The sequence below is a fragment of the Jeotgalicoccus halotolerans genome, from assembly GCF_003387165.1.
GTDB classification, from domain to species: domain Bacteria; phylum Bacillota; class Bacilli; order Staphylococcales; family Salinicoccaceae; genus Jeotgalicoccus; species Jeotgalicoccus halotolerans.
In genome coordinates, this window is sequence record NZ_QUMW01000014.1 from 47407 (window position 1) to 70608 (window position 23202).

General features: G+C 43.9%; 24 protein-coding genes. 21 read left to right on the forward strand and 3 right to left on the reverse strand.

Annotated elements, in window-relative coordinates; genetic code table 11:
• Positions 1-3: 3 nt before the first annotated feature.
• From DFR63_RS09630 to pyrE, 4 genes are read left to right on the forward strand one after another with little or no spacing between them, the layout of a single operon-like run.
• Entirely contained in the window at positions 4-762 is a 759-nt protein-coding gene (locus DFR63_RS09630; protein ID WP_115885736.1) for a dihydroorotate dehydrogenase electron transfer subunit, read from the forward strand.
• Entirely contained in the window at positions 762-1670 is a 909-nt protein-coding gene (locus DFR63_RS09635; RefSeq protein ID WP_115885820.1) for a dihydroorotate dehydrogenase, read from the forward strand. Before DFR63_RS09630 ends, DFR63_RS09635 begins: the two co-directional genes overlap by 1 nt.
• 21 nt (positions 1671-1691) lie before the next feature.
• Complete coding sequence (gene pyrF, locus DFR63_RS09640) at positions 1692-2387, forward strand: orotidine-5'-phosphate decarboxylase (protein WP_115885737.1); 696 nt, start codon at positions 1692-1694, stop codon at positions 2385-2387.
• 1 nt (position 2388) lies between these two features.
• Positions 2389-2994, forward strand: a complete 606-nt coding sequence (pyrE, locus tag DFR63_RS09645; protein WP_115885738.1) for an orotate phosphoribosyltransferase — start codon at positions 2389-2391, stop codon at positions 2992-2994.
• Between the two features lie 116 nt (positions 2995-3110).
• Here the strand turns inward: pyrE and DFR63_RS09650 are convergent, their stop codons facing one another.
• Positions 3111-4805 carry an Rqc2 family fibronectin-binding protein gene (locus tag DFR63_RS09650; protein WP_115885739.1) on the reverse strand — a complete coding sequence of 565 codons (1695 nt, stop codon included), beginning with the start codon at positions 4803-4805 and terminating at the stop codon, positions 3111-3113.
• 130 nt (positions 4806-4935) lie between these two features.
• On the opposite strand from DFR63_RS09650, the gene gmk reads away from it, so the two are divergent.
• The 9 genes from gmk (at position 4936) to DFR63_RS09695 (ending at position 15699) form a co-directional block, all read left to right on the forward strand.
• Positions 4936-5559 (forward strand): guanylate kinase, encoded by a 624-nt coding sequence (gene gmk, locus DFR63_RS09655; RefSeq protein WP_115885740.1) that lies wholly within the window; start codon positions 4936-4938, stop codon positions 5557-5559.
• Positions 5559-5753 carry a DNA-directed RNA polymerase subunit omega gene (rpoZ, locus tag DFR63_RS09660; protein WP_115885741.1) on the forward strand — a complete coding sequence of 65 codons (195 nt, stop codon included), beginning with the start codon at positions 5559-5561 and terminating at the stop codon, positions 5751-5753. Before gmk ends, rpoZ begins: the two co-directional genes overlap by 1 nt.
• A 57-nt stretch (positions 5754-5810) precedes the next feature.
• Positions 5811-6998 carry a bifunctional phosphopantothenoylcysteine decarboxylase/phosphopantothenate--cysteine ligase CoaBC gene (coaBC, locus tag DFR63_RS09665; protein ID WP_115885742.1) on the forward strand — a complete coding sequence of 396 codons (1188 nt, stop codon included), beginning with the start codon at positions 5811-5813 and terminating at the stop codon, positions 6996-6998.
• Positions 6998-9379, forward strand: a complete 2382-nt coding sequence (priA, locus tag DFR63_RS09670; RefSeq protein WP_115885743.1) for a primosomal protein N' — start codon at positions 6998-7000, stop codon at positions 9377-9379. The genes coaBC and priA overlap by 1 nt, the downstream gene beginning before the upstream one ends.
• A 10-nt stretch (positions 9380-9389) precedes the next feature.
• Positions 9390-10328 (forward strand): methionyl-tRNA formyltransferase, encoded by a 939-nt coding sequence (gene fmt / locus DFR63_RS09675; protein ID WP_115885744.1) that lies wholly within the window; start codon positions 9390-9392, stop codon positions 10326-10328.
• Positions 10325-11629: a 16S rRNA (cytosine(967)-C(5))-methyltransferase RsmB gene (rsmB, locus tag DFR63_RS09680; protein ID WP_115885745.1), complete on the forward strand. Its 1305-nt coding sequence runs from the start codon at positions 10325-10327 to the stop codon at positions 11627-11629. The genes fmt and rsmB overlap by 4 nt, the downstream gene beginning before the upstream one ends.
• Before the next feature lie 18 nt (positions 11630-11647).
• Positions 11648-12394, forward strand: coding sequence for a Stp1/IreP family PP2C-type Ser/Thr phosphatase (locus tag DFR63_RS09685; protein ID WP_115885746.1), 747 nt, complete (start codon positions 11648-11650; stop codon positions 12392-12394).
• Positions 12391-14364 carry a Stk1 family PASTA domain-containing Ser/Thr kinase gene (pknB, locus tag DFR63_RS09690; RefSeq protein WP_245954175.1) on the forward strand — a complete coding sequence of 658 codons (1974 nt, stop codon included), beginning with the start codon at positions 12391-12393 and terminating at the stop codon, positions 14362-14364. Before DFR63_RS09685 ends, pknB begins: the two co-directional genes overlap by 4 nt.
• 66 nt (positions 14365-14430) lie before the next feature.
• The gene (locus tag DFR63_RS09695) at positions 14431-15699 is read left to right on the forward strand and encodes a cytochrome P450 (protein ID WP_211313796.1); all 1269 of its coding nucleotides are present in this window, start codon (positions 14431-14433) and stop codon (positions 15697-15699) included.
• A gap of 119 nt (positions 15700-15818) precedes the next feature.
• Here the strand turns inward: DFR63_RS09695 and DFR63_RS09700 are convergent, their stop codons facing one another.
• A complete protein-coding gene (locus tag DFR63_RS09700) occupies positions 15819-16121 on the reverse strand; it encodes a rhodanese-like domain-containing protein (protein WP_135095707.1) in 303 nt (100 codons plus the stop codon).
• A gap of 96 nt (positions 16122-16217) precedes the next feature.
• On the opposite strand from DFR63_RS09700, the gene rsgA reads away from it, so the two are divergent.
• From rsgA to DFR63_RS09720, 4 genes are read left to right on the forward strand one after another with little or no spacing between them, the layout of a single operon-like run.
• Positions 16218-17078, forward strand: coding sequence for a ribosome small subunit-dependent GTPase A (gene rsgA, locus DFR63_RS09705; protein WP_115885748.1), 861 nt, complete (start codon positions 16218-16220; stop codon positions 17076-17078).
• 2 nt (positions 17079-17080) lie between these two features.
• On the forward strand, positions 17081-17725 hold the full coding sequence (gene rpe, locus DFR63_RS09710) for a ribulose-phosphate 3-epimerase (RefSeq protein WP_115885749.1): 645 nt from the start codon (positions 17081-17083) through the stop codon (positions 17723-17725).
• Between the two features lie 4 nt (positions 17726-17729).
• Positions 17730-18344 carry a thiamine diphosphokinase gene (locus tag DFR63_RS09715; RefSeq protein ID WP_115885750.1) on the forward strand — a complete coding sequence of 205 codons (615 nt, stop codon included), beginning with the start codon at positions 17730-17732 and terminating at the stop codon, positions 18342-18344.
• Positions 18345-18354: 10 nt separating this feature from the next.
• Positions 18355-19056, forward strand: a complete 702-nt coding sequence (locus DFR63_RS09720) for a DUF554 domain-containing protein (RefSeq protein WP_115885751.1) — start codon at positions 18355-18357, stop codon at positions 19054-19056.
• Between the two features lie 257 nt (positions 19057-19313).
• On the opposite strand, the gene rpmB is transcribed toward DFR63_RS09720, so the two are convergent.
• Positions 19314-19502, reverse strand: a complete 189-nt coding sequence (gene rpmB / locus DFR63_RS09725; protein WP_115885752.1) for a 50S ribosomal protein L28 — start codon at positions 19500-19502, stop codon at positions 19314-19316.
• Between the two features lie 313 nt (positions 19503-19815).
• Between rpmB and DFR63_RS09730 the strand changes: the two genes are divergently transcribed.
• From DFR63_RS09730 to DFR63_RS09745, 4 genes are all read left to right on the forward strand, one after another.
• Entirely contained in the window at positions 19816-20082 is a 267-nt protein-coding gene (locus DFR63_RS09730) for a hypothetical protein (RefSeq protein WP_115885753.1), read from the forward strand.
• Positions 20079-20900 (forward strand): prohibitin family protein, encoded by an 822-nt coding sequence (locus DFR63_RS09735; RefSeq protein ID WP_115885754.1) that lies wholly within the window; start codon positions 20079-20081, stop codon positions 20898-20900. Before DFR63_RS09730 ends, DFR63_RS09735 begins: the two co-directional genes overlap by 4 nt.
• Before the next feature lie 229 nt (positions 20901-21129).
• On the forward strand, positions 21130-21498 hold the full coding sequence (locus DFR63_RS09740; RefSeq protein ID WP_115885755.1) for an Asp23/Gls24 family envelope stress response protein: 369 nt from the start codon (positions 21130-21132) through the stop codon (positions 21496-21498).
• 21 nt (positions 21499-21519) lie between these two features.
• Positions 21520-23163 carry a DAK2 domain-containing protein gene (locus DFR63_RS09745; RefSeq protein ID WP_115885756.1) on the forward strand — a complete coding sequence of 548 codons (1644 nt, stop codon included), beginning with the start codon at positions 21520-21522 and terminating at the stop codon, positions 23161-23163.
• Positions 23164-23202 lie beyond the last annotated feature (39 nt).

Genomic DNA, 23202 nt, shown 5'->3' on the forward strand with positions numbered 1-23202 from the left:
GACATGCTGCAACTTGCAACCGCAATAAAAAAATCAGAAATTGCCGATACTATTTTTGAACTGGTATTGAAAACGGAGCTTCATAAATATACGCTCCGTCCGGGACAGTTCGTTCACATCAGAGTATCAAAATCGACTGAACACGTCTTAAGGCGTCCGATATCAATTTCAAATATTGATGCGGAAAAAAGTGAAATTACAATTACATTCCGTGCAGAAGGTCCCGGCACTAAAAAGCTTGCTGAAATTAATACAGGAGCAGCTGTCGATGTGCTGATGCCGCTAGGCAACGGCTACGATATTAACACGGCAGAAGCTGGTGATCATGTGCTAATTATCGGCGGGGGTATCGGTGTGCCGCCTTTATATGAACTCGCAAAACAGCTGAATGAGCGGGGTGTCAAAACAACACATGTACTCGGCTTTAACAGTAAAAAAGATGTCTTCTATGAAGAAAACTTCAACATCTTCGGCGAGACACATGTCGCAACGGCTGACGGCACATACGGTGTGCACGGATTTGTGACAGACGTCATTCAAAATATTGGTACTGATTTCGATAAGTTTTATGCATGCGGCCCGAAGGTAATGTTAAAAGTGCTTGATAACACGATGGCGATGGATGGATTTATTTCTCTGGAAGAAAGAATGGGCTGCGGTTTCGGTGTATGTTACGCATGTGTGTGCGAAACAAGGACGGGCGAGCAGCTTAAAATATGTACAGACGGCCCTGTATTTGAAAAAGGAGCGATTGTACTGTGATAGATAAATTACACATTTCCCTGCCCGGTCTGGATTTAAAAAATCCGGTCATGCCGGCATCGGGATGTTTCAGTTTCGGCAGAGAATTTTCACAGCTCTATGATTTGTCAGAACTCGGAGCAATTATGATTAAAGCTGCGACCGAAGAGCTCCGAATGGGTAATAAAACACCGAGAGTCGCTGAAACATCGAGCGGCATGCTGAATGCTATCGGCCTGCAGAACCCCGGTGTCGATTATATTATTGAACATGAATTAAAGTATCTTGAGCAGTTTGATGTGCCGGTTATTGCCAATGTTGCTGGAACTAAAATTGAGGATTATGTTGAAGTGGCGAAAAAAATATCCAAAGCACCGAACGTCAGTGCACTCGAATTAAATATTTCATGTCCGAATGTTAAAGAGGGCGGTATTCAATTTGGCACTGATCCTGGAACAGCCAAACGCTTGACAGCGGCGGTTAAAGAAGTGAGTGCAAAACCGGTCTATGTTAAACTGTCGCCGAACGTCACTAATATAGTGGATATGGCGAAGAGTGTCGCACAAGCAGCAGATGGCATTACGATGATTAATACACTGGTCGGAATGCGGCTTGATAATAACGGCAGACCGATACTTGCAAATACGACGGGCGGTTTAAGCGGACCCGCAATTAAACCCGTCGCTTTAAACATGGTGTATCAGGTAAGACAAGCACTTCCCGACATTCCTATAATCGGTATGGGTGGTATTGCAACAGTCGATGATGTACTAGACTTTATCAGTGTAGGTGCTGATGCAGTGGCAATCGGAACGATGAATTTTACGAATCCTTATATATGCAAAGAACTGATTGATGAACTTAAGAAAAAGACAGAAGAAATGAATCTGAATCATATACATGATATAAAAGAACGGGCTTTTCTTTAACACATTAGGAGGAATTTTAAGATGACAGCGAAACCAATTATTGCATTAGATTTCAGTACATACGAAGAGGCGAAGTCATTTCTCACGGGCTTCGATGAAAAACTGTATGTTAAAATCGGCATGGAGTTATATATGCAGAGCGGGCCGGCAATTATAGATGTGATTAAAGCATACGGCCACGATGTTTTTCTGGACTTAAAATTACACGATATACCGACAACAGTCGAACGCACAATGTCGGTGCTCGGGAAACTTAATGTGGATATGGTTAACGTTCATGCATCCGGCGGTTATGAAATGATGAAACGTGCCGCATCGGCTTTCAGAAAAGAAAATGCAGACGGTAAAATTATTGCGGTGACGCAGCTGACAAGTATGGATGAACATACGATGCAGCGTGAACAGCAGACACCGCTGTCATTAACAGATAGCGTACTGCATTATGCAAAACTTGCGTATAAAGCAGGACTCGACGGTGTTGTATCATCACCGCTTGAAAGCAGAATGATTCATAACGAAATCTCGGAACATTTTTTAACAGTAACACCGGGAATCCGTTTATCGGAAAATAATAACGACGACCAGGTGCGTGTTGTTACACCGAACAAAGCGAAACAACTCGGTTCTGATTATATAGTCGTAGGCCGTCCGATTACACAAAGTGATAATCCGGCGAAAGCTTACAAAGAAATCAAACAATTATGGGAGGGCAAGTAATATGTATCCATCAGTTGCACACACGTTACTCGATATAGATGCGGTAAAACTGTCGCCGAAAGATCCGTTCACATGGGCGAGCGGGATAAAATCTCCAATCTACTGCGATAACAGACAGATCTTAGGAAATGTTGAAGCCCACCGCAAAGTAATAGAGCTGCTGATAGAACAGCTTGCCCAATTTGAAGAAACGGACGTCATTGTCGGTACAGCAACTGCAGGTATTCCTCATGCAACATTAATCGCAGACCGTCTGAACAAGCCTTCAGCGTATGTCAGAGGATCAAAAAAAGGACACGGTACAGCACGTCAGATAGAAGGCGCGTCAGTTAATGGCAAACGTGTTGTAGTAATCGAAGACTTAATTTCAACAGGCGGTTCAAGTTTGAACGCTGTCGAGGCGCTGCGTGACGACGGTGCTGAAGTACTCGGTGTCGCTGCGATATTCTCATACGGCATTAAAGGTGCACAGGAGAAATTTGAGAATGCAGAATGTGCATACTCGGTATTGTGTGATCTTGATATACTGCTTGAGGCGGCTCAGGAACGTAATGTGCTGGATACAAAAGGTGCAGGCGACGTGCGCAGCTTCAGAGATGGATTGTAATATAACAGAACCGGCAAATCGACAGATTTGGCGGTTTTTTTATTTGTGTGGATTGTCTCATGCGGTTACAAAATATTTTAACAACAAAAAAGCGCCGAATCATCGGCGCTTCCTTTTTAATCTTTCTTCATTTCTTTAACTTTCTCTGCATCCGGATCAACCAGCACTGTCGACTGTTCACTGTACGTAACAAAACCGGGCTTGGTTCCCGGTATATTTTTAACGTGTCTGATTTCAGTATAGTCGACGGGCACGCCTGCTGACTGGCCGGCTTTCGAATGAAAAGCTGCCAGCATGGCCGCTTCTAAAATATCGTCTTCGGATATATCGGAAGCATTGTGCGCAATGACCACGTGGGATCCCGGGATGTCTTTCGTGTGGAACCACAGATGGTTATTCTGTGCTTTCCGGTTGGTTAAATAATCATTCTGCTTGTTGTTCTTGCCGACAAAAATCGGCAGACCGTTCGATGTTTCAAACTCGTGCAGCTGAATTTTATTTACTTTCTTTTTCTTCTTGCCGCGTTTCCGCTCTTTAATAATTTTCTCTTCAATTAATTCCTGCCGCACTTCTTCGACTTCATCTTCTGTCGTAATATTTTCCATCTGATGCAGCAGGTTGCTGAAGTATTCCACGTCCATATGAGCAAGACGCAGCTGTTCTTCCGCAACTTTTTCACGGTTTTTCAATTTGTTGTACATATTGTAGTAACGCTGGGCGTTCTCAGCGGCTGAGAGCTGTTTATCGAGCGGAATTTCTATTTCTTCATTTGTATAGTAATCCATCACGACAGCCGACTCCTGGTAATTCTTTATGCTGTGCATATACGCAGTAATCAGTTCGCCGTATTTCTGATACTTATCTTTTTCGGCCGCTTCCTGTAAATCCGCTTCAAGATTGGCAATCTTCCGTACGGTCTTATCGTGTTCCCGTTCAATGACCTGTAAATAATCCGACGATTTCTGACGGATGGCACTAATCTGGTACCGACGGTGATAATATTCATCGAGCAGTTCACTGAGAGTGCCGTAGACCTTATCCGGCTCACCCAGATGTTCGAGCGGTGTAAAGTAAAAGACCGGCTTCTTCAAATCGTAATATACCGGCTGAATATTACGAGCCTTCACCAGTGTCTCTTTAATTGCCGGGACGATATTATCGGGCTTGAAATATTTAACGCGGGATTCCACTTCATCGATAAAGACCGGGCTGAAACCTTCAATATTTGTTAAAATCTGCCGCTTCAGCTTGCCTGCATTAAAATCGATAAACTTCGGCAGATCGTTCAGCTCTTCAGTTCTCGGATTTAATTTTCTGCCTGTCGGCGGCCCTTCATAGGTGAAGCCCGGCATAATCGTCCTTACGTTGTTATTCGGCGTCAGATGCTTAATGCCGTCGATAATTTTATAGTTTTCATCTGTTAAAATAATATTTGAATGCCGGCCCATAATTTCGAGTATCAGTATCCGTTCAATATCATCACCGATATCGTTAATGGCACGTATATGAATATGCACCTGGCGGTCGTTGCCGAGCTGCTTGATTTCCGTAATAAAACCGCCTTCGATATGTTTTCTTAAAATACGGGAAAACATCGGCGGATCAAAAGGGAATTCATATTTCTGCTCCGTCAGATGAAAGCGGGCGTACATCGGATGGCTGCTTATGAGCAGCTGATGATTTTTCCCCTCTGCGCGCATTTTAAACAGGAGAGATGAATTATCCATCTGCTGAATTTTATTTATTTTACCGCGTACTAAAAATTGCAGCTCTTCTGTGAGGGCGTGTGTAAAATTTCCGTCAAAAGCCATGGCGTATCCTCCTCAAAATGATTACATATTATTTTATCATGAATGCGGATTTAATGTCCGCTATAATGATGAAATTTTGTGCAATCTATGATACATTAAGAAGTAATCAAAATTAGAAAGGTTACATTCTATGGTATCTGATAAAGGATTGCTCATCGTTCTCTCTGGACCTTCGGGAGTCGGAAAAGGCACTGTTCGCAAAGCTGTTTTCGATCACCCAGAGACGAATTTTAAATATTCAATTTCTATGACAACAAGACAGAAACGAGAAGGCGAACGTGATGGCATAGATTACTTTTTCAAGTCGCACGAAGAATTTAAAACGCTGATTGAACAGGATAAATTCATCGAGTACGCTGAATACGTAGGAAATTACTATGGCACGCCGGTAGATTACGTTAAAGATACAATTGCAGATGGACACGATGTCTTTCTCGAAATTGAAGTCGAAGGTGCGAAACAAGTCAGGGAAAAATTCCCGGATGCTTTATTTATCTTTCTGGCTCCGCCGACACTGGCACAGCTGGAAGAGCGTCTAATTGGCCGCGGTACGGATTCACAAGAAGTGATTGATCACCGTATTAAAGAAGCGAGACGCGAACTCAGCTTGATGAACTTATACGACTATGTTGTAATCAATGATGATGTCGATACGGCGCGCCAGAAAATACAGTGCATCGTTGAAGCGAGTCATCTCGAGCGTTCCCGCGTAGAAAACAAGTTAAGAAAACTTTTACTGGAGGCAAATAATTAATGTTATACCCAGCTGGTCATGAACTTAAAAAACATGTCGATTCAAAGTATCTGGTAGTTACGATGGCGGCAAAACGCGCAAGACAATTACAGGAACATCCGGAAGAGGCACTCCTTGATTCATACAAATCAAAAAAAAATGTCGGTTATTCTCTTGAAGAGATTGCAGCCGGCAAAGTTACTGTACAAAAATAAAAGAGATATAATGATGCTGACAAGAAATTGTCAGCTTTTTTTAAAGAGGTGATTAATTTGGCAAATATTGTCCTCGGAGTTACAGGAGGCATTGCAAGTTATAAAGCAATTGATTTAACGAGCAAACTCATTCAGTCGTGCCACGAAGTCCGCGTTGTTTTGACAGATAACACACTCGAGTTCGTGACGCCGCTTGCTTTTCAGGCTATCAGCAGAAATCACGTTTATACTAATACTTTTTTAGAAGAAAACCCAAGTCATATTGCACATATTAATATCGGGGAGTGGGCAGACCTTATCGCAGTGGTGCCGGTCACAGCCAATACCATCGGCAAATTTGCGAACGGCATCTACGATAATATGCTGTTAAATATTCTCGCAGCCAATACGAAACCAGTCTTAATGGCGCCTGCCATGAATGTTCATATGCTGCACCAGCCGTCTGTCCAGGAAAACATCGACAGGCTCCGAAGCCAGGGTATAGAGTTTATCGACTCGGAAACTGGTTTTCTCGCCTGCGGCTACAATGCAAAAGGACGCCTTGCATCAGTGCCGGATATTATGGAGAAAATTAATGACATGCTGAACGAAAACCGCGAGCTGGAAGGTAAACGCGTGCTCGTTACAGCGGGGCCGACGAGGGAGCGTCTTGACCCGATCCGTTACCTGTCCAATTTTTCAAGCGGGAAAATGGGCTACAGTATAGCGGACAGCTTTAAACGCCGCGGCGCTGAAGTAATCCTTGTCAGCGGACCGACAAATCTGCCGGCTCCAGCGGGTGTAACACGCATCGATGTGGAATCGACGGCAGAAATGTTTGAAGCGGTTAAAGCACATTTGACTGCAGATATCGGGATCTTTACTGCAGCGGTTTCGGACTTTACAGTTAAAGATAAAAGCAGCCAGAAAATTAAAAAACAAGCGGACAAAGCGCCGGTTATAGAATTGACGGAAACACAGGACATTTTAAAATATGCTGGTCATAACAGTGAAGGTATGTATATTGTCGGCTTTGCAGCGGAGACGGAAAATGTCGAAGCTTATGCAGAATCGAAGCTCAAAACAAAAAATGCGGATGCGATTATTATGAATGATGTGTCGGATACGTCAATAGGCATGAACAGCGATGACAACGAAGTAACTATTATTTTTAAAGACGGCAGCAAAGTGCCGCTCGCTAAAATGGCCAAAACCGCACTTGCCGAAAAGATAACAGATGCCGTTCTTGACAAGGTGATGCACTGATGTTTGCAGCAGTAATCGTCGGAGTAAACTCGAAGGATGTCAACCGGCTCTTCGACTATAAAATACCGGACCGCCTCACGGATGTAATTAAGCCGGGACACCGTGTATTCGTTCCGTTCGGCCCGAGACATGTGCAGGCTTACGTGATGAGCATTCACGAGGACAGCGATGTGCCGGCGGACAAAGTTAAAGAAATCGTTAAGGTCATGGACCTCGAGCCTGTTTTGACAGATGAACTGATCGAACTTTCAAAACAGCTGGCAAATTATTATATCGAACCGTATATTTCTGTTATCGAAACCATCCTGCCGGTCGCTTTGAAAACAAAATCAAAAAAAGTGCTGCTGATTGATGATACAGCTTCAGGTGAAGCGAAATTTATTTATGACAGCTATGCGGTGAACGGCGAACTCGAAACGAAGAGTCTGCCGGCAAGGGATCTTGCAGAACTCATGCCTTATATTGAAACAGGTGAAATTTACGAAGATATTCAGATTAAACAGCATACGAAGAAAAAAGTTCAAAAAGGAGTGCGCTCCTTATTTTTAAATAAAGCACCGCTTGAACGTGCACCAAAACAGCTAGAAGCACTGCAGATTATTGAGGATTACAAGGAACCGGTCCTGCTTAGAGAGCTGAAGGCGCAGGGCTACTCAGAGGCAGTCGTCCGCGAACTCGAGAAAAAAGGTTATGTTGAAAAACTCGATATGGTTGTCGAACGGGATCCGTATGAATCAGCGGTATTTGAAGCTGATTATGAAAAGGAATTGACCAGCGAACAGGCAGCTGCCTTTAACAGTATTAATGAGGCCCTTAACAATGAGAATAATGAGACCTTTCTGCTCCACGGCATTACAGGCAGCGGAAAAACAGAAGTGTATCTGCAGCTTATTCAGACGGCGCTTGATAACCACCGGGATGCTGTTATGCTGGTGCCGGAAATCGCGCTGACCCCGCAAATGGTCAACAGATTTAAAGCGCGTTTCGGCAATGATGTTGCCGTGCTTCACTCGGCTTTGTCGCACGGTGAAAAATACGATGAATGGCGTAAAATTCAAAGCGGCCGTGCCCGCGTCTCAGTCGGAGCACGTTCATCTGTATTTGCACCCTTTAAAAATATCGGCATCATTATTATCGATGAAGAACATGAAACGACGTACAAGCAGTCGGAACGGCCGATGTATCATGCATCGGAAGTGGCGAAACTGCGTGCGGCATTTCATAATTGCCCCGTCGTCCTCGGTTCTGCCACCCCGTCACTTGAATCCTACGCACGGAGTTCAAAGGGAGTGTACAAACGCTTTGAACTGACGCACCGGCCGGGTATGCAGCCTATGCCGAGAGCACAGATTGTCGATATGAGCGATGAACACAAAGACGGCAACTCGGGAATTTTATCGAGGAAGCTTGAAGCGGCTATACAGGACAGGATAGAAAAAGGCGAGCAGACCGTGCTGCTGTTAAACCGGAGAGGGTTTGCAAACTTTCAGATCTGCCAGAACTGCGGCCATGTGCCGAATTGTCCGAACTGTGATATTTCACTCACATATCATAAAAACAACAGCAGTCTGCTCTGCCATTACTGCAGTTATGAAGAGCAGGTTACGCGTAAGTGTGCAGACTGCGGTTCCAATGATGTCACTTTCAGAGGGACAGGCACTCAAAAAGTTGAAGAAATTTTACGGGATACCTTTAACGTTGATATTATCAGGATGGATGTTGATACGACTCAGCGTAAAGGTGCCCATGAACAGCTGCTTAACCGTTTTGAAGCGGACAAGGTGCCGATACTTCTCGGAACGCAGATGATTGCCAAAGGTCTCGACTATCCGAACGTGACCCTGGTCGGTGTGCTGAACGCTGATACCATGTTAAATCTCCCTGACTTCCGGGCAAATGAACGGACCTTTCAGCTCCTGACCCAGGTGGCGGGACGTACCGGCCGGCACGAACTGCCGGGCGAAGTGATATTTCAGACTTATAATCCGGAGCATTACGCGATTACACTCGCCAAGGATAATGACTACCGCGGCTTTTATGAAAAAGAAATGCAATTTCGAAAATTTGCTCGTTATTCGCCTTACTATTTCCACATTCTGTTTACCATTTCAGCAGAACGCATTCAGGATTGCCTTCAGGCGACGACGGATATTCACAAAATACTGGTTGAAAATGTCAGTGAAAGCTGTATTATTATCGGTCCGTCACCGAGTCCTATTGAAAGAATTAAAAATAAAAACAGATTCCAGATTCTGCTGAAATATAAACGTGAACCGGAGCTTAAGGCAGTACTCGATGCACTTGATGAGAAATATACACAGATTTACAAAAAGACAGGTTTATCTTTAAAAATTGATGTCGATCCACAATATATTATGTAGGAGATTTAATATGACTAAAATTATCTTTATGGGTACTCCGGATTTTTCTGTACCAATACTAAAAGAACTTCATAAAGAATTCGGTGTCGACCTGGTAATTTCACAGCCGTCAAGACCCGTCGGACGAAAAAAAGTCATGACGGACCCGCCGGTGGCACTTGCAGCAAAACTGCTCGGCATCGAACTTTATCAGCCCGAAACGATGAAGAGCGAAGCAGCATTCAAAATTGTTTCAGATCTTAAGCCCGATCTGATTATTACAGCGGCTTTCGGCCAGCTGCTGCCTGAAAATATTTTAAATATACCGGTGCTCGGTGCGCTGAACGTTCACGCCTCACTGCTGCCGAAACACCGCGGCGGCGCACCAATTCACCGTGCGGTCATTAACGGGGATACTGAAACAGGTGTGACGCTTATGTATATGGCGGAAAAACTTGATGCAGGGGATATTATCGCCTCGAGGAGCATTAAAATCGAGGACTCCGACAATACGGGAACTATGTTCGACAAACTGAGCAGAGTCGGCGCTTCGCTCCTCATGGATACATTGCCTGCAGTTCTCGATGAAACGAACGAGCGTACACCTCAAAATGACCTTGATGCGACCTTCAGCCCGAATATTTTAAAAAGCGATGAAGTTATCAGCTTTAATAGACCCGCACGCGAAGTCTTTAATCATATCCGCGGTCTAGCCCCGTGGCCGGTAGGACATACGATGCTCGGTGACAAACGCCTCAAATTATTTTCAGCGGAGCTGACGGATCAGCGGACGGACAAAGAACCGGGCACGATTACCGGTAAGAGCGACTCAGGTTTTCTGGTTGCAGCCGCCGATGAACTCGTGAATATTACAGAAGTTCAGCTCGCCGGCAAGAAGAAAAACAAGGCGCTTGATTTTATTAACAATAACAGTGATTTAATCGGCAGGAAACTGGGTGAAGATATATGACAGTAAGAGCACTGGCACTTGAATTATATGAAGAAGTCATCGACAACAAAGCATACAGCAATATCGTGCTGAACGATGCCTTAAGATTTGAAGAACTGAAGCCCGAAGATAAGGGACTGCTGACAGAAATTCTCTACGGGACACTGCAGCACAAACTGACCTTGGAGTACTACATCAGACCATTTATTAAAACGAAACTGCGCCGCTGGCAGCGGTATCTGCTGCTCCTGTCTGTTTATCAGCTGGAATATCTCGACCGCGTGCCGGACTTTGCGGTCATTAATGAAGCGGTGGAAATTGCCAAAGAACGCGGCGGACTGCAGGCGGGCAAACAGATTAACGGTATCCTCCGCGGATATCTCCGCGGTGAAAAACCTGTTATCAATGATATTCAAAATGATGCAGCGCGTCTGTCTTTAAAATACAGTATGCCGAAATGGCTGGTTAAACACTGGTTTAAACATTACAGCCTTGAAGAAACAGAGCGTATTCTTTCATCGCTTAATGAAAAGCCCCAGATGTATCTCAGAGTCAATAAAAAACTCGTCGACAGAGATAACTTAATAGAAATGCTGAAGACAGAAGGATACGATGTCAGAGAATCAGGCCTGCATCCGGATGCGATTGAATTTAACGGACAGAATATTACACACAGCCGCAGTTATAAGGACGGTTTTTTTGCAATTCAGGACGTTTCATCGATGTTTGTCAATCTGGCGCTGGAACCGGATGATGATGATAATATTCTCGATGCCTGCAGTGCGCCGGGCGGCAAGGGACTGCATGCGCTTGAATCAATGGAAGACGGTTTTGTCTCGCTCGGTGACGTACATGAACATAAAATTACACTGATTGATAATGAAGCATCACGCTTAAAGCATGCGAATTACGAGGCCTTTGTTGCAGATGCAGCGCGCCATGACTACGGACAGCAGTTTGACCGTATTATCGTCGACGCCCCGTGTTCGGGCCTCGGGGTAGTGAAAAGAAAACCTGAAATTAAATACGAACGAAATGAAGAAAGCATCAGCGGATTAGTTGAATTACAGCTTGAGATTTTAGATAATGTTAAAAAATTTTTAAAACCGGGCGGCGTCTTAATTTACTCGACCTGCACGATTCATCAGCTGGAAAATGAAAATGTTGCATATACATTTAAAAAGCGTCATGAAGATATTGAATTCGACGATTTTAATATTCCGGCCTTTAACTTTACGGGACCATACAGACAGATCCTTCCGTATGAACATCAAACCGACGGCTTTTTCATTGCAAGATTTAAAAAATCTGACAGCAAGTGACGGATAGGAGGCTTAATCTTGAAAGTAACAGAGAAAAGTATTTGCGGTAATTACAGAGAAACCAATGAAGACTTAACAGGGCATTTTTATAACCGCACGCGCCAGCCGCTGCTCCTTATCGCTGACGGCATGGGCGGTCACCAATACGGTGAAGTGGCAAGCAGGTTCGTTTACGATAAAGTAAAAACCGCCTGGGAAAATAATAACCTGTTTAATATAGATGAAGCAGAACGCTTTCTGCGTGATCTTGTCATGAGAACGAATCATGAATTATACGATTATCAGGAAGAGCATGCCGAATACAGAGGCATGGGTACAACGCTCGTGCTCGTAGCAGTTATCGAGTCCTCGATTCTCGTATTAAATGTCGGTGATTCCCGTGCTTATGTCATGAATAACCGTAAAATTGAACAGGTCACTGAAGATCATACTTTTGTAAACGTGCTTGTGTCGAGCGGGGAAATTACCGAAGAAGAAGCGCTGACACACCCGCGCCGGAATTTAATAACGAAAGCGATGGGTACTGAAAAAATTATCCAGGCTGATGTGTTTCGTCTCCGAAGCAGGCAGTATGACTATGTCGTGCTGGCTACGGACGGTCTCACAGATACTGTACGACCGGACGAAATTCATCATATGATGTACAGCAGGAAAATGACACTTCAGCAAAAAGCGGATCAGCTGACAAAAACTGCAGAACATAATAAGTCGCGGGATAATATCAGTGTTGTTTTAGCCGACCTGAAAGCAGGTGGGGAAGAGTGATCGGTAAAGTTGTATCCGAACGTTACAAGATTGCGAAATACTTAGGCGGCGGCATGAGTTCCGTCTATCTGGCGACAGACATTATTTTAAACCGTGAAGTAGTCGTGAAGATGATTAAGGCAGATCCGCTGGATAAAGAAAAATCGGTGCGCCGCTTCCAGCGGGAAGTCGAAAGTACAATCCAGCTGTCACATCCGAACATTGTCAGCGTCCTCGATGTGGATGAAACAGATGAGTATCACATACTCGTCACTGAAGTTGTTCACGGACCCGACTTAAAAGAATATATTTTAAAAAACAGCCCGCTTGAAATAGACGAGGTTATCAGCATTGCCATGATGACGCTCCGCGGCATCGAACATGCTCATGACCGGGGAATTATTCACCGGGATATCAAACCTCAGAATATTTTGCTGGATAAAGACGGCAGAGTAAAAATTACCGATTTCGGTATTGCAAAAGCACTGAGCGAAACACGCATGACTGAAACAAATCAGGTCATCGGTTCTGTCCAGTATATTTCTCCCGAACAGGCAAAGGGACAAAATACAGACGAACGGACCGATATATATTCATTTGGTGTTATGCTGTTTGAACTCTTGACCGGGCGTCTGCCTTACGAAGCTGAAACTGCCGTATCAGTAGCTTTAAAACATATCTCGGAACCTTTTCCGGACATTTCCGACTACCGGGATATTCCGGTCGGCTTAAAAAACATCATTATGAAGTGTACCGAAAAAGAACCGGTTAACAGATACAGGCATGCAGATGATGTACTGTCGGCACTCGTCTACTATAAAGATATTACGGATCCTTACACTCCGGTTAAGAAGGAAGAACAGGAGAAAACGATGATTACAGCGGCGCCCGTGGAGAAAACACCGGTGCCCGAAGAAAAAAACCAGGCGGCTCCGATCCCTGTGCATGAGTCTAAAGGAGAGCAGGAAGCTGACAAAGAGCCTCCGAAAAAGCGCCGTAAATGGCCGTGGGTTCTGTTTATCCTGTTATTTCTGCTCGCTGCAGCTGCAGCAGTCATCTACTTGCTGTGGCCGAGACAGTCGCCGACAGTCAGCCTCGAAAATCTTCAGAATAGGACAGTTGAAGAGGCAGAGGAGTACCTGATGTCAGAAGATCTTGAGGCAGGCAATATTTCAGAAACGTACGATGATAATTTTGAAGAAGGCATGATCATTGAAACGACGCCGGTATCCGGAACGGAAGTCGAACGCGGCGGGACGGTTGATATGCTTGTCTCGCTCGGAGAAGAGCCGTATACGATGGAAAACTATGTCGGCGAAATGTATGAAGACGCGTCAGAAGAACTTGAAGCGGCGGGCTTTACTAACGTCGGTGCGGAGAACGAGTACAGCGATGAACCGCCGGGTACAATTCTCGATCAGTCGGTGCCTGAAGGCGAAGAACTTTATCCTGACGGCACACCGGTCAGATTTACAGTATCGGACGGGATCGAACCGGTGCCGATTACGAACTACGTCGGGACTTCCCTTGAAGCTGCAAGAGAAGAGCTGGAAAGCCGGGGCTTTATCGTTAACGTGACGACAGAAGTGTACAGCAGCGAAGTGCCGGAAGGGGCGATAGTCTCGCAGGATCCGAGTTACGGGGATTTCCTTCCGGGCTCTCAGATTAACGTTATTGTCTCGCTCGGAGAAGAGCCTCCCGATGAAACGACTTATCAGATTTCGCTGAACATCCCTTATCCTGAATCGGAAGAAAAAAACAGTGACAGCGACGAAGACGAAGATAAAGAAGATTCTGAAATGGAGCCCGTCGAAGTGGAAATCTTTATCGGTGATAAAGACAGCGATATTAAGGAAGTCTCGGAAACTCTTGAAATTACCGAGGATACCAACCATACAATTTCGCTGATTCTGACCGAAGGAGAATCCGGACAGTACCGTGTTGAGGTTGACGGAGAAGAAGTTATAAGCGAAACTGTGGATAAACAGTAAATATTGGCATTGGCTTTATTGTTTATATATAATGGTGAAGTACATTCGAATTGGAGGAATAAAATTATGGCATCACTTAAGAGGGATAAAGGCCTGGATAATACTTTGAAAGTAATGAAACAGGGATATCTTTACACAACAAATCAGCGAAATCGCTTAAATACTACAGTATTTGAAACGAAAGCATTAGGCGGAAAACCGTTCGTTGCCGTTACAGGTAAAGAAGGCGCGGAAATGTTCTACAACAACGATATCGTGCAGCGTGAGGGTATGCTGCCAAAACGTATCGTTAATACGCTTTTCGGTAAAGGTGCAATCCATACGATTGATGGTAAAAAACATATCGACAGAAAAGCATTATTTATGAGTTTAATGACTGAAGGCAACCTGAACTACGTGCGTGAATTAACACGTACTTTATGGCGTGCAAACACTCAGCGTATGGAAAGTATGGACGAGGTAAATATTTACCGCGAATCTATCGTTCTTCTGACTAAAGTTGGTACACGCTGGGCCGGAGTGCAGGCACCGCCGGAAGAAATCGAAAGAATCGCAACAGATATGGATATCATGATCGATTCATTCAAAGGTCTCGGAGGCGTATTTAAAGGATATAAAGAATCTAAAAACGCTCGACGACGCGTAGAAGACTGGCTTGAAGAGCAGATTATCGAAACGCGTAAAGGCAACATTCATCCGCCGGAAGGCACGGCGCTTTACGAATTCGCACACTGGGAGGATTACCTCGGCAACCCGATGGACTCACGAAATTGTGCAATCGATTTAATGAATACATTCCGTCCATTAATCGCAATCAACAGATTTGTATCTTTCGGTCTGCTTGCTATGCATGAAAATCCGATTACGCGTGAAAAAATTAAGAGCGAACCGGACTATGCATACAAGTTTTCTCAGGAAGTCCGCCGCTACTACCCGTTTGTACCATTCCTGCCTGGTAAAGCTAAAGTAGATATCGACTTCCAGGGGGTAACAATTCCTGCAGGCCATGGTCTCGCACTAGACGTCTACGGTACCATGCATGATGAAACATTATGGGATGACCCGAATGAATTCCGTCCGGAAAGATTTGAAGACTGGGACGGCTCGCCGTTCGACCTTATTCCTCAGGGCGGCGGAGACTACTGGACTAACCACCGTTGTGCCGGTGAGTGGATCACGGTAATCATTATGGAAGAAACGATGAAATACTTCGCTGAAAAAGTGACTTACGATGTACCTGAACAGGATCTGACAGTCGATCTTAACAGTATCCCGGGATACATTAAGAGCGGATTTATCATCAAGAACGTTCACGAAGTAGTAGACAGAAAATAAAAAAGTATATAAAGAACGCGCAGCTCAAAATGATATGCTCCCCTAAAGTAGACACTTAAAAAAGTAAACTGCTTTAGGGGGAGCAGTTCACAAACTATGAGCTGCGCGTTTATTGTTAATTAGTGCATATAGTTTCGCGGTCCTGTATACTCGCTCATGCCACCTTCGACGTTGTGCGCGTCGTAGCCTCGGGATGTCATATAATCCTGTACGCGTTTCGAGCGTCCGCCTGATTTACAGACGATGTAGTAGCTTTTATCTTTATCGAGCGAAGTTTCATCGACATCAAATGTGCTCATCGGATAGTGCACTGCACCAGGTAAAAATCCTGATAATTCAAGTTCATCAGTTTCCCTGACATCGATAATGACACTGTTGTCATCTCGCTGAACGGTATCGATTTGTGAAATATTTATATCCATTTTTATATCCTCCCAGTTCTATTTAACAAATTCAATATTATCACAGTTAATTTGTTGTTATAATAAAATTGTATTTAAATAATTCCGAGGTGTTATATGCAGACAGGAAAAATTATTAAAGCGCTGAGCGGCTTTTATTACGTAGAGTCGAATAATAAGGTGTACGAGACACGTGCACGCGGCCGTTTCAGAAAAACAGCGGAAAGCCCGCTTGTCGGAGACTATGTTGAATTCCAAATAGAAAATGTTGACGAAGGTTATATTACAGCGATTCTGCCTCGCAAAAACTCGCTTAACAGACCGCCGGTCGCAAATATTGACCAGCTGCTTTTAACGGCGAGCTTAAAATCTCCGGATTTCAGTTTTTACCTGCTCGATCGTTTTATTGCCCACAGCGAAGCGAATGATATAAATCCGGTGCTGATCGTGACGAAAAATGACCTGAACGACAATGATATACTCATCGAAGAAATAAAAAGTGTGTATACACCGATGTACGAAGTATATTTTACCGATAAAGACCACATTAACGACGATTTAAAAGATGTTTTTGATGGGAAGCTGAGCGTACTCGCAGGCCAGTCGGGCGCAGGAAAATCGACCTTGCTAAATACGCTGCTGCCGCATCTTGATTTAAAAACAGACGAAATCTCAAATGCGTTAAACCGCGGTAAACATACGACGCGCCACGTTGAACTGATCAGTATCGACGGCGGTTTTATAGCGGATACTCCCGGCTTTGCAACGATAGACTTTTTAAATATCGATAAATACAATATTAAATTCTGTTTTATCGATTTTAATCAGTACAGCTGCAAATTCAGAGAGTGTCTGCATATTAAGGAGCCGAAGTGCGGCGTTAAAGCGGCTGTTGAATCGGGAGAGCTCGCGCAGTCGCGATACGACAGCTATGTAAAAATTTATAATGAAATTGATCACAGAAAAGAGAGGTATTAGACATGGTTAAAGTATTACCGTCATTACTCGCAGGCGATTTTTTAAAACTCGGTGTGGATATTAAAGAAATGGAAGCGGCAGGGGCAGATATTTTTCATCTTGATATAATGGACGGCCAGTTTGTACCGAACATTTCCTATGGTATTCCTGTATGCGAAGCGATTGCGAAAGAAGCATCGATTCCTCTTGATGTCCATTTAATGACATACGATCCGACACAGTTTGTCGATGACTTTAAAAATATGGGGGTCGACATGCTGTCATTTCATATTGAAGCGACACCGCATGCTCACCGCGCGGTCCAGCTGATTAAAAGTAAAGGCATGAAAGCAGGCATCGCACTCAATCCTCAAACTTCTGTCGAAGCGGTGCGCCATCTGCTTTCGGACGTTGATTTTGTTTTAATTATGACGGTGAATCCGGGCTTCGGCGGCCAGGGCTTTATCGATTCGTGTGTTGAAAAACTGGATGAGCTTGTTTCCATCCGTGAAACTTTAACTAATAAATTTGATATAGAAGTCGACGGCGGCATTAACGGCGAAACTGCCGAAATTGTTAAGGTGCACGGTGCGAATTTACTCGTCAGCGGTTCTTATTTATTTAAAGCAGACGATAAAGCTGCCGCAATCAGTGCCTTAAAGGAATGATGCTATGAAACGCATTAACGTGCTGCTCCGCAATATTCCCTTTACCGCCGAACGCGATGCACCTTGGGCGGGTGTCGATGCCGGTGTGAAAGGGCTCTTTGAAGCGGGAATTAAAATAGACCGGGCATACGGCGACTTCGACAGTGTCACAGCCGAAGATTTAAACTTATTTAAAGAGAGTCTTGAACTCGATATTGTGCCGAGTGCTAAAAATTTTACGGACAGTGAGCTTGCGCTCTTGTCTCTTGCAGAGCTCGGTTATACAGCGATAGATGTATACGGTGCGCTCGGCGGCAGAAAAGATCACGAGCTCATGAACATTCAGCTGCTTGCGCACGAGGATCTCCGGAAACTCGATATCCGTCTTCTTAATGAGACGAACGATATCCGTCTGCTGCCTCAGGGCGTTCACACAATTGAGGCTGATAATGATAAAAGATACGTTTCTCTTATTCCGCTCTACGATAAGACGCTGCTTACTCTCGAAGGTTTCAAATATGATATTCAGGATACATACGTAAGTATCGGCAGAACTTTAACTGTCAGCAATGAATTTAAAGAAAAGACTGTAACTGTTAAGACGGATAAAGATATATTAATGATTAAATCAGCAGACTAGAGGTGATTGAATGATATTTGCAGGGGCTCTCGCCAACTCGCTGGCGATTATTATCGGCGGCGCGCTCGGAATGATATTTACTTTTATTCCCGAACATATCAAAGATGCGATTATGAAAATACAGGGATTATTTATTATTACGATGGGAATACAGATGGTCGTCGGGGCCACTGATATTTTGACGACGCTTATATCACTCATCATCGGGGTGGTTATCGGGGAAGTAGTCAAACTCGAAGAACTGCTCAACCGTTTCGGCCACTTAATGGAAGTCCGGCTCGGCGATAAGCACGGGGGTAACATTTCTCAAGGTTTGATTTCCGGAATGCTGATCTTTATCGTCGGAGCGATGGGTATTGTCGGCGGTCTCGATGCCGGCCTCCAGGGCAGCAACGACGTACTGTACACGAAAGCGACAATGGATTTCTTTATCGCGCTCGTGATGACAACGGCTTACGGACGAGGTGTTATCTTGTCCAGTATTCCGACCTTCTTTTACATCGCTGCGATAATTATCAGTGCCCGGCAGATTGCGAACTTTATACCGGCAGACGTACTCGATACCATGGTTGACCAGGTCAGTGCGACAGGCGGAGTCATCCTCCTAGCTATCGGACTGAACATGCTTAACGTCACGCACATGCGTGTCGGCAACATGATACCTGCGATATTCATCGGTATGTTTATCGTCTGGCTGCTGTCTTTCTTTTAAAATAAACCCCTCCTGAAATTAAAATTTCAGGAGGGGTTTGCTGTGTGTAGAGGAGAGGACATCAACACTCTGATGCTGGGATAAATATGATTGTCTGTCATATCAACCCTGTTGAGCTGGGATATATATGAAACCCGCTCATGCCAACCCAAGCGTCTGCAGATACATATGAGCTGCCATCATACCAACCCTTCCGCAAAAAGATAAAAAAACTGGTACCACTTAAATAAAGTGATACCAGTTTTTAAATTGAAGTATTAGACACGTTCAACTTTACCTGATTTTAGCGCGCGAGCAGAAACCCAAACTTTTTTAGGTCTGCCGTCAACCATGATTCTAACTTTTTGCAAGTTAGCACCGAAAGTTCTTTTGCTTGAGTTAAGCGCGTGAGAACGGTTGTTACCAGATCTTGATCTGCGTCCTGTTACATAACATTCTTTCACCATTTATCCCACTCCTTTAATTTAATTTACATAATCATGTTCATCTCTTCTTTATGCATACTCCAATATGATACATTAATTCACGTTTATTGTCTATATATTTCGCACAAAATCGATTGTTTTTGAATGTTTAAAAATGAATTTTGCAAGAGCATCAAAATCCTCTCACTGCTTTATATATCAGGAAATTTTTCAATAATAATTTCAAAAAAACATTTACGCACGGGTTGTACGTGGTACGATAACAACACGGGAAATTAAGATGCAGAAGATAAATTCATTTTTCAAGTGAAAATGCCGGGAGGAGGAAGAGTACATGTTTAAATTACTGCTGTTTGCAGGAATAATGCTCGCTATTTTAATTATTGCGCTGGCTTATATATTCCGGCATGAGCTCAGAACGCTCGGACATAAGTACGATGAATATGATGAGATAAAAAAGCTGAAGCATGAAATTAAACGAAAAAATATTACATACGACGCGCATCTGAAAAAGTACGGCTATACAGTGGAAGTAAAAATGCTTGAAGTAGAAATTAAAGAACTTGAAAATCTTATTACGGAAATGGAGCACAGAAAATGAAAAAAATTTATGCAGCGATAGGAGTAGGGGCAATAGTCCTTGCGGGTCTGATTGTCGGACTGATTTTAATGGTTTCGAAAGTTGAAAATGGGCACGTTGGGGTTATATACAGCATTAACGGCGGAGTGCAGGATGAAGTACTTGGTCAGGGATGGCATCTCGTTTATCCGACAGAACGCGTGATTGAATATCCGGTTCGTACTCAGAATAAAAACTACGAATCGCTTGCAGTCGCAACCATTGACGGCAAGACCATCAACATGCCGGTGGCACTGAATTACCACGTCGACAGCGAAAAAGCATCAGCAGTGTATAAGAAATTCGGCAATATTACAATTGAAGATCTGGAAGAAGGCTATATTAAAACACGGATTAACGATGCTCTCCGTCAGACGGTGTCTGAATATACGGTAATCGAAGCGTTCGGTGAGCGTATCGGTGATATTAAACTCGAGACGATTGAAATTGCTAAAGAAGATCTTGAAAAAGACGGAATTATTATTGAGGATATTATGCTCAGCGCGCCCCAGCCTGATGCTGAAACTCAAAAAGCGATAGATGACCGCGTTAAAGCAACCCAGGAACTTGAGCGTAAAAAGACGGATAAACTGATTGCGACAGAAGAAGCTGAACGGAAGCGCATTGAAGCTGAAGGGGAAGCGGAGGCTAACAGAATCGTTCAGGAATCGCTGAGCGAAGAAGTACTGATGCAGCAGATGATTGAAAAATGGAGCGGTGCCCAGCCGATTTCTATCGGCGGCGAAGGTGTCATGATTGATCTCCCTCAGGCGCAGCCTGAAGAAGCAGAAGAAGAATAGCACAGATGATAAAGATATATCCGTACCGGGGCTTCGAAAAAAGCTTCTGTGCGGATATTTTTTTCAGTATCCACATATATGTGTTTATAGAAAATGCGGTATGATATAATATTATCGATAACAAACATTCGGAAAAGTAAATATTGAGACCTGGAAAATACTATAATAACACTTGTATTTCCCAAGGGAATTTGCTTATAATTAAATGATGTATTGGGAGGCGAAATAAATGGCTCTGGAAATTGAAAATGACTTAGGTAAAATTGAAATTTCTACAGACGTAATAGCAAATATTGCCGGCAGTACCGTTGTCGAATCATATGGCGTAGTCGGTATGGCTTCTAAAAATCAGGTCCGTGACGGATTTGCGGAACTGCTCGGTAAAGAAAATTATTCACGCGGTGTAATTGTCGAACATAACGAAGACAGACTGGCGATTGAACTGTATATTATTGTCGGCTACGGCGTGAAAATTTCAGAAGTGGCAGCTAACGTACAGACAACTGTAAAATATAAACTTGAAAAAACATTAGGATTAAGTATTGAAGCTGTAAATATACACGTACAAGGTGTACGCATTATCGGCGGAGACGAATAGTCGGGGAGGATTTACAATACAATGGATAAGATAGATGGCTTGATGTTCCGCCGGATGATTTTGAGCGGGGCGCGTAATCTGAAGAAAAATGCTGATTATGTGGATTCATTAAACGTTTTCCCCGTTCCTGACGGTGATACGGGCACAAATATGAATCTTTCGATGTCTTCAGGCGCAGCTGAAGTTGAACCGCTTGATGACATGCATATCGGAAACGTGGGGAAACATTTCTCCAAAGGGCTCCTGATGGGGGCACGCGGAAACTCGGGCGTTATTCTCTCGCAATTATTTAGAGGATTCTCTAAAGCGATTGAAACAAAAGATGAAATCAGTGCAGATGAATTTATCGAAGCCTTAAAACAGGGTGTGAATACTGCTTATAAAGCAGTAATGAAACCTGTAGAAGGTACAATTTTAACTGTGGCAAAAGATGCAGGGAAAAAAGCGGAAGAATTTAATGAAAGCAATGCGTCGGTAATTGATGTCATGACCGCAACGCTTGAAGAAGCAAAAGCTTCGCTTAAACGCACACCGGACCTTCTTCCTGTACTGAAAGAAGTCGGCGTTGTCGATTCAGGCGGCCAGGGTCTCGTTTATGTTTATGAAGGGTTCTTAAGTGCACTGACGGGCGAAGAAATTGCCGAAGATGCTGCCGAAACCGATTCACCTGTAATCGATGACCATGACCACGAAAACGACTTTAACGACTTTATGAGCGTCGACGATATTGAATTCGGCTACTGTACTGAATTCATGGTGCGTTTTGAAGACGGAAAACGCGAGTTTAAGGAAGATGAATTCCGTAATGAAATGAGCGGATTCGGCGACTCGCTTCTCGTTATAAACGATGATGAAATCGTTAAAGTACACGTCCACACGGAAACACCGGGCGAAGCATTCACTTATGCTGCGACTTACGGCGAGCTCATTAAGATGAAAGTTGAAAACATGCGTGAACAATTCAGAACTGTTCACGGAGATACTAATCATGCTGCTGAAAAGCAGGCTTACGACACAGCAATTATTACGGTTTCTTCAGGTGAAGGAATTAACGAACTGTTCAAGAGCATCGGCGTGACGCACGTCATTAACGGCGGCCAGACGATGAATCCGGCAACTGAGGATATAGTTAACGTAATTAAAGGCGAAGATGTCAAACAGGTCATTATTCTTCCGAACAATAAAAATATTATCATGGCAGCTGAACAGGCGGCGGAAGTACTTGAGATTCCGGCAGCCGTAGTTGCTTCCACGTCAATTCCGGAGGGCCTTGCGAGCATGCTCAGCTTTAATCCGGAAGCATCGCTTGAAGATAACAAGAAAGCGATGAGCGAATCGCTCGAACATGTCCAGACAGGACAGGTGACTTACTCGGTCCGCGACACTAAAATAGATGGTGTGGACATTAAGAAAGATCAGCATATGGGTATTGCCGAAGGTAAGATTATTACTGCCAGCGATTCTAGAGTAGATACGCTTAACACGCTTATCAAGAAGATGATTGATGAAGATACAGAAATCATTACGATACTGATTGGCGAAGGCGGTACTGAAGAAGAAGTGGAAGCAGTAATTGAAGATATTGAAGGCACGCATGAAGATGTTGAATTTGAAATTCATAATGGTGCACAGCCAGTCTACAGCTATTTAATATCTGTGGAATAACAATATCAGCCGCATCGGTTATTCCGATGTGGCTTTTTG

What these genes read in the sequence shown, in the direction of transcription:
- rsmB (WP_115885745.1), top strand. Translation starts at nt 10,325, where the DNA reads ATGACAGTAAGAGCACTGGCACTTGAATTATATGAAGAAGTCATCGAC.
- DFR63_RS09730 (WP_115885753.1), top strand. Translation starts at nt 19,816, where the DNA reads ATGTTTAAATTACTGCTGTTTGCAGGAATAATGCTCGCTATTTTAATT.
- DFR63_RS09720 (WP_115885751.1), top strand. Translation starts at nt 18,355, where the DNA reads ATGATATTTGCAGGGGCTCTCGCCAACTCGCTGGCGATTATTATCGGC.
- rpmB (WP_115885752.1), bottom strand. Translation starts at nt 19,502, where the DNA reads ATGGTGAAAGAATGTTATGTAACAGGACGCAGATCAAGATCTGGTAAC.
- DFR63_RS09695 (WP_211313796.1), top strand. Translation starts at nt 14,431, where the DNA reads ATGGCATCACTTAAGAGGGATAAAGGCCTGGATAATACTTTGAAAGTA.
- priA (WP_115885743.1), top strand. Translation starts at nt 6,998, where the DNA reads ATGTTTGCAGCAGTAATCGTCGGAGTAAACTCGAAGGATGTCAACCGG.
- rsgA (WP_115885748.1), top strand. Translation starts at nt 16,218, where the DNA reads ATGCAGACAGGAAAAATTATTAAAGCGCTGAGCGGCTTTTATTACGTA.
- pyrE (WP_115885738.1), top strand. Translation starts at nt 2,389, where the DNA reads ATGTATCCATCAGTTGCACACACGTTACTCGATATAGATGCGGTAAAA.
- DFR63_RS09715 (WP_115885750.1), top strand. Translation starts at nt 17,730, where the DNA reads ATGAAACGCATTAACGTGCTGCTCCGCAATATTCCCTTTACCGCCGAA.
- DFR63_RS09650 (WP_115885739.1), bottom strand. Translation starts at nt 4,805, where the DNA reads ATGGCTTTTGACGGAAATTTTACACACGCCCTCACAGAAGAGCTGCAA.
- DFR63_RS09630 (WP_115885736.1), top strand. Translation starts at nt 4, where the DNA reads ATGCTGCAACTTGCAACCGCAATAAAAAAATCAGAAATTGCCGATACT.
- fmt (WP_115885744.1), top strand. Translation starts at nt 9,390, where the DNA reads ATGACTAAAATTATCTTTATGGGTACTCCGGATTTTTCTGTACCAATA.
- DFR63_RS09735 (WP_115885754.1), top strand. Translation starts at nt 20,079, where the DNA reads ATGAAAAAAATTTATGCAGCGATAGGAGTAGGGGCAATAGTCCTTGCG.
- DFR63_RS09700 (WP_135095707.1), bottom strand. Translation starts at nt 16,121, where the DNA reads ATGGATATAAATATTTCACAAATCGATACCGTTCAGCGAGATGACAAC.
- gmk (WP_115885740.1), top strand. Translation starts at nt 4,936, where the DNA reads ATGGTATCTGATAAAGGATTGCTCATCGTTCTCTCTGGACCTTCGGGA.
- rpe (WP_115885749.1), top strand. Translation starts at nt 17,081, where the DNA reads ATGGTTAAAGTATTACCGTCATTACTCGCAGGCGATTTTTTAAAACTC.
- pyrF (WP_115885737.1), top strand. Translation starts at nt 1,692, where the DNA reads ATGACAGCGAAACCAATTATTGCATTAGATTTCAGTACATACGAAGAG.
- DFR63_RS09740 (WP_115885755.1), top strand. Translation starts at nt 21,130, where the DNA reads ATGGCTCTGGAAATTGAAAATGACTTAGGTAAAATTGAAATTTCTACA.
- rpoZ (WP_115885741.1), top strand. Translation starts at nt 5,559, where the DNA reads ATGTTATACCCAGCTGGTCATGAACTTAAAAAACATGTCGATTCAAAG.
- DFR63_RS09745 (WP_115885756.1), top strand. Translation starts at nt 21,520, where the DNA reads ATGGATAAGATAGATGGCTTGATGTTCCGCCGGATGATTTTGAGCGGG.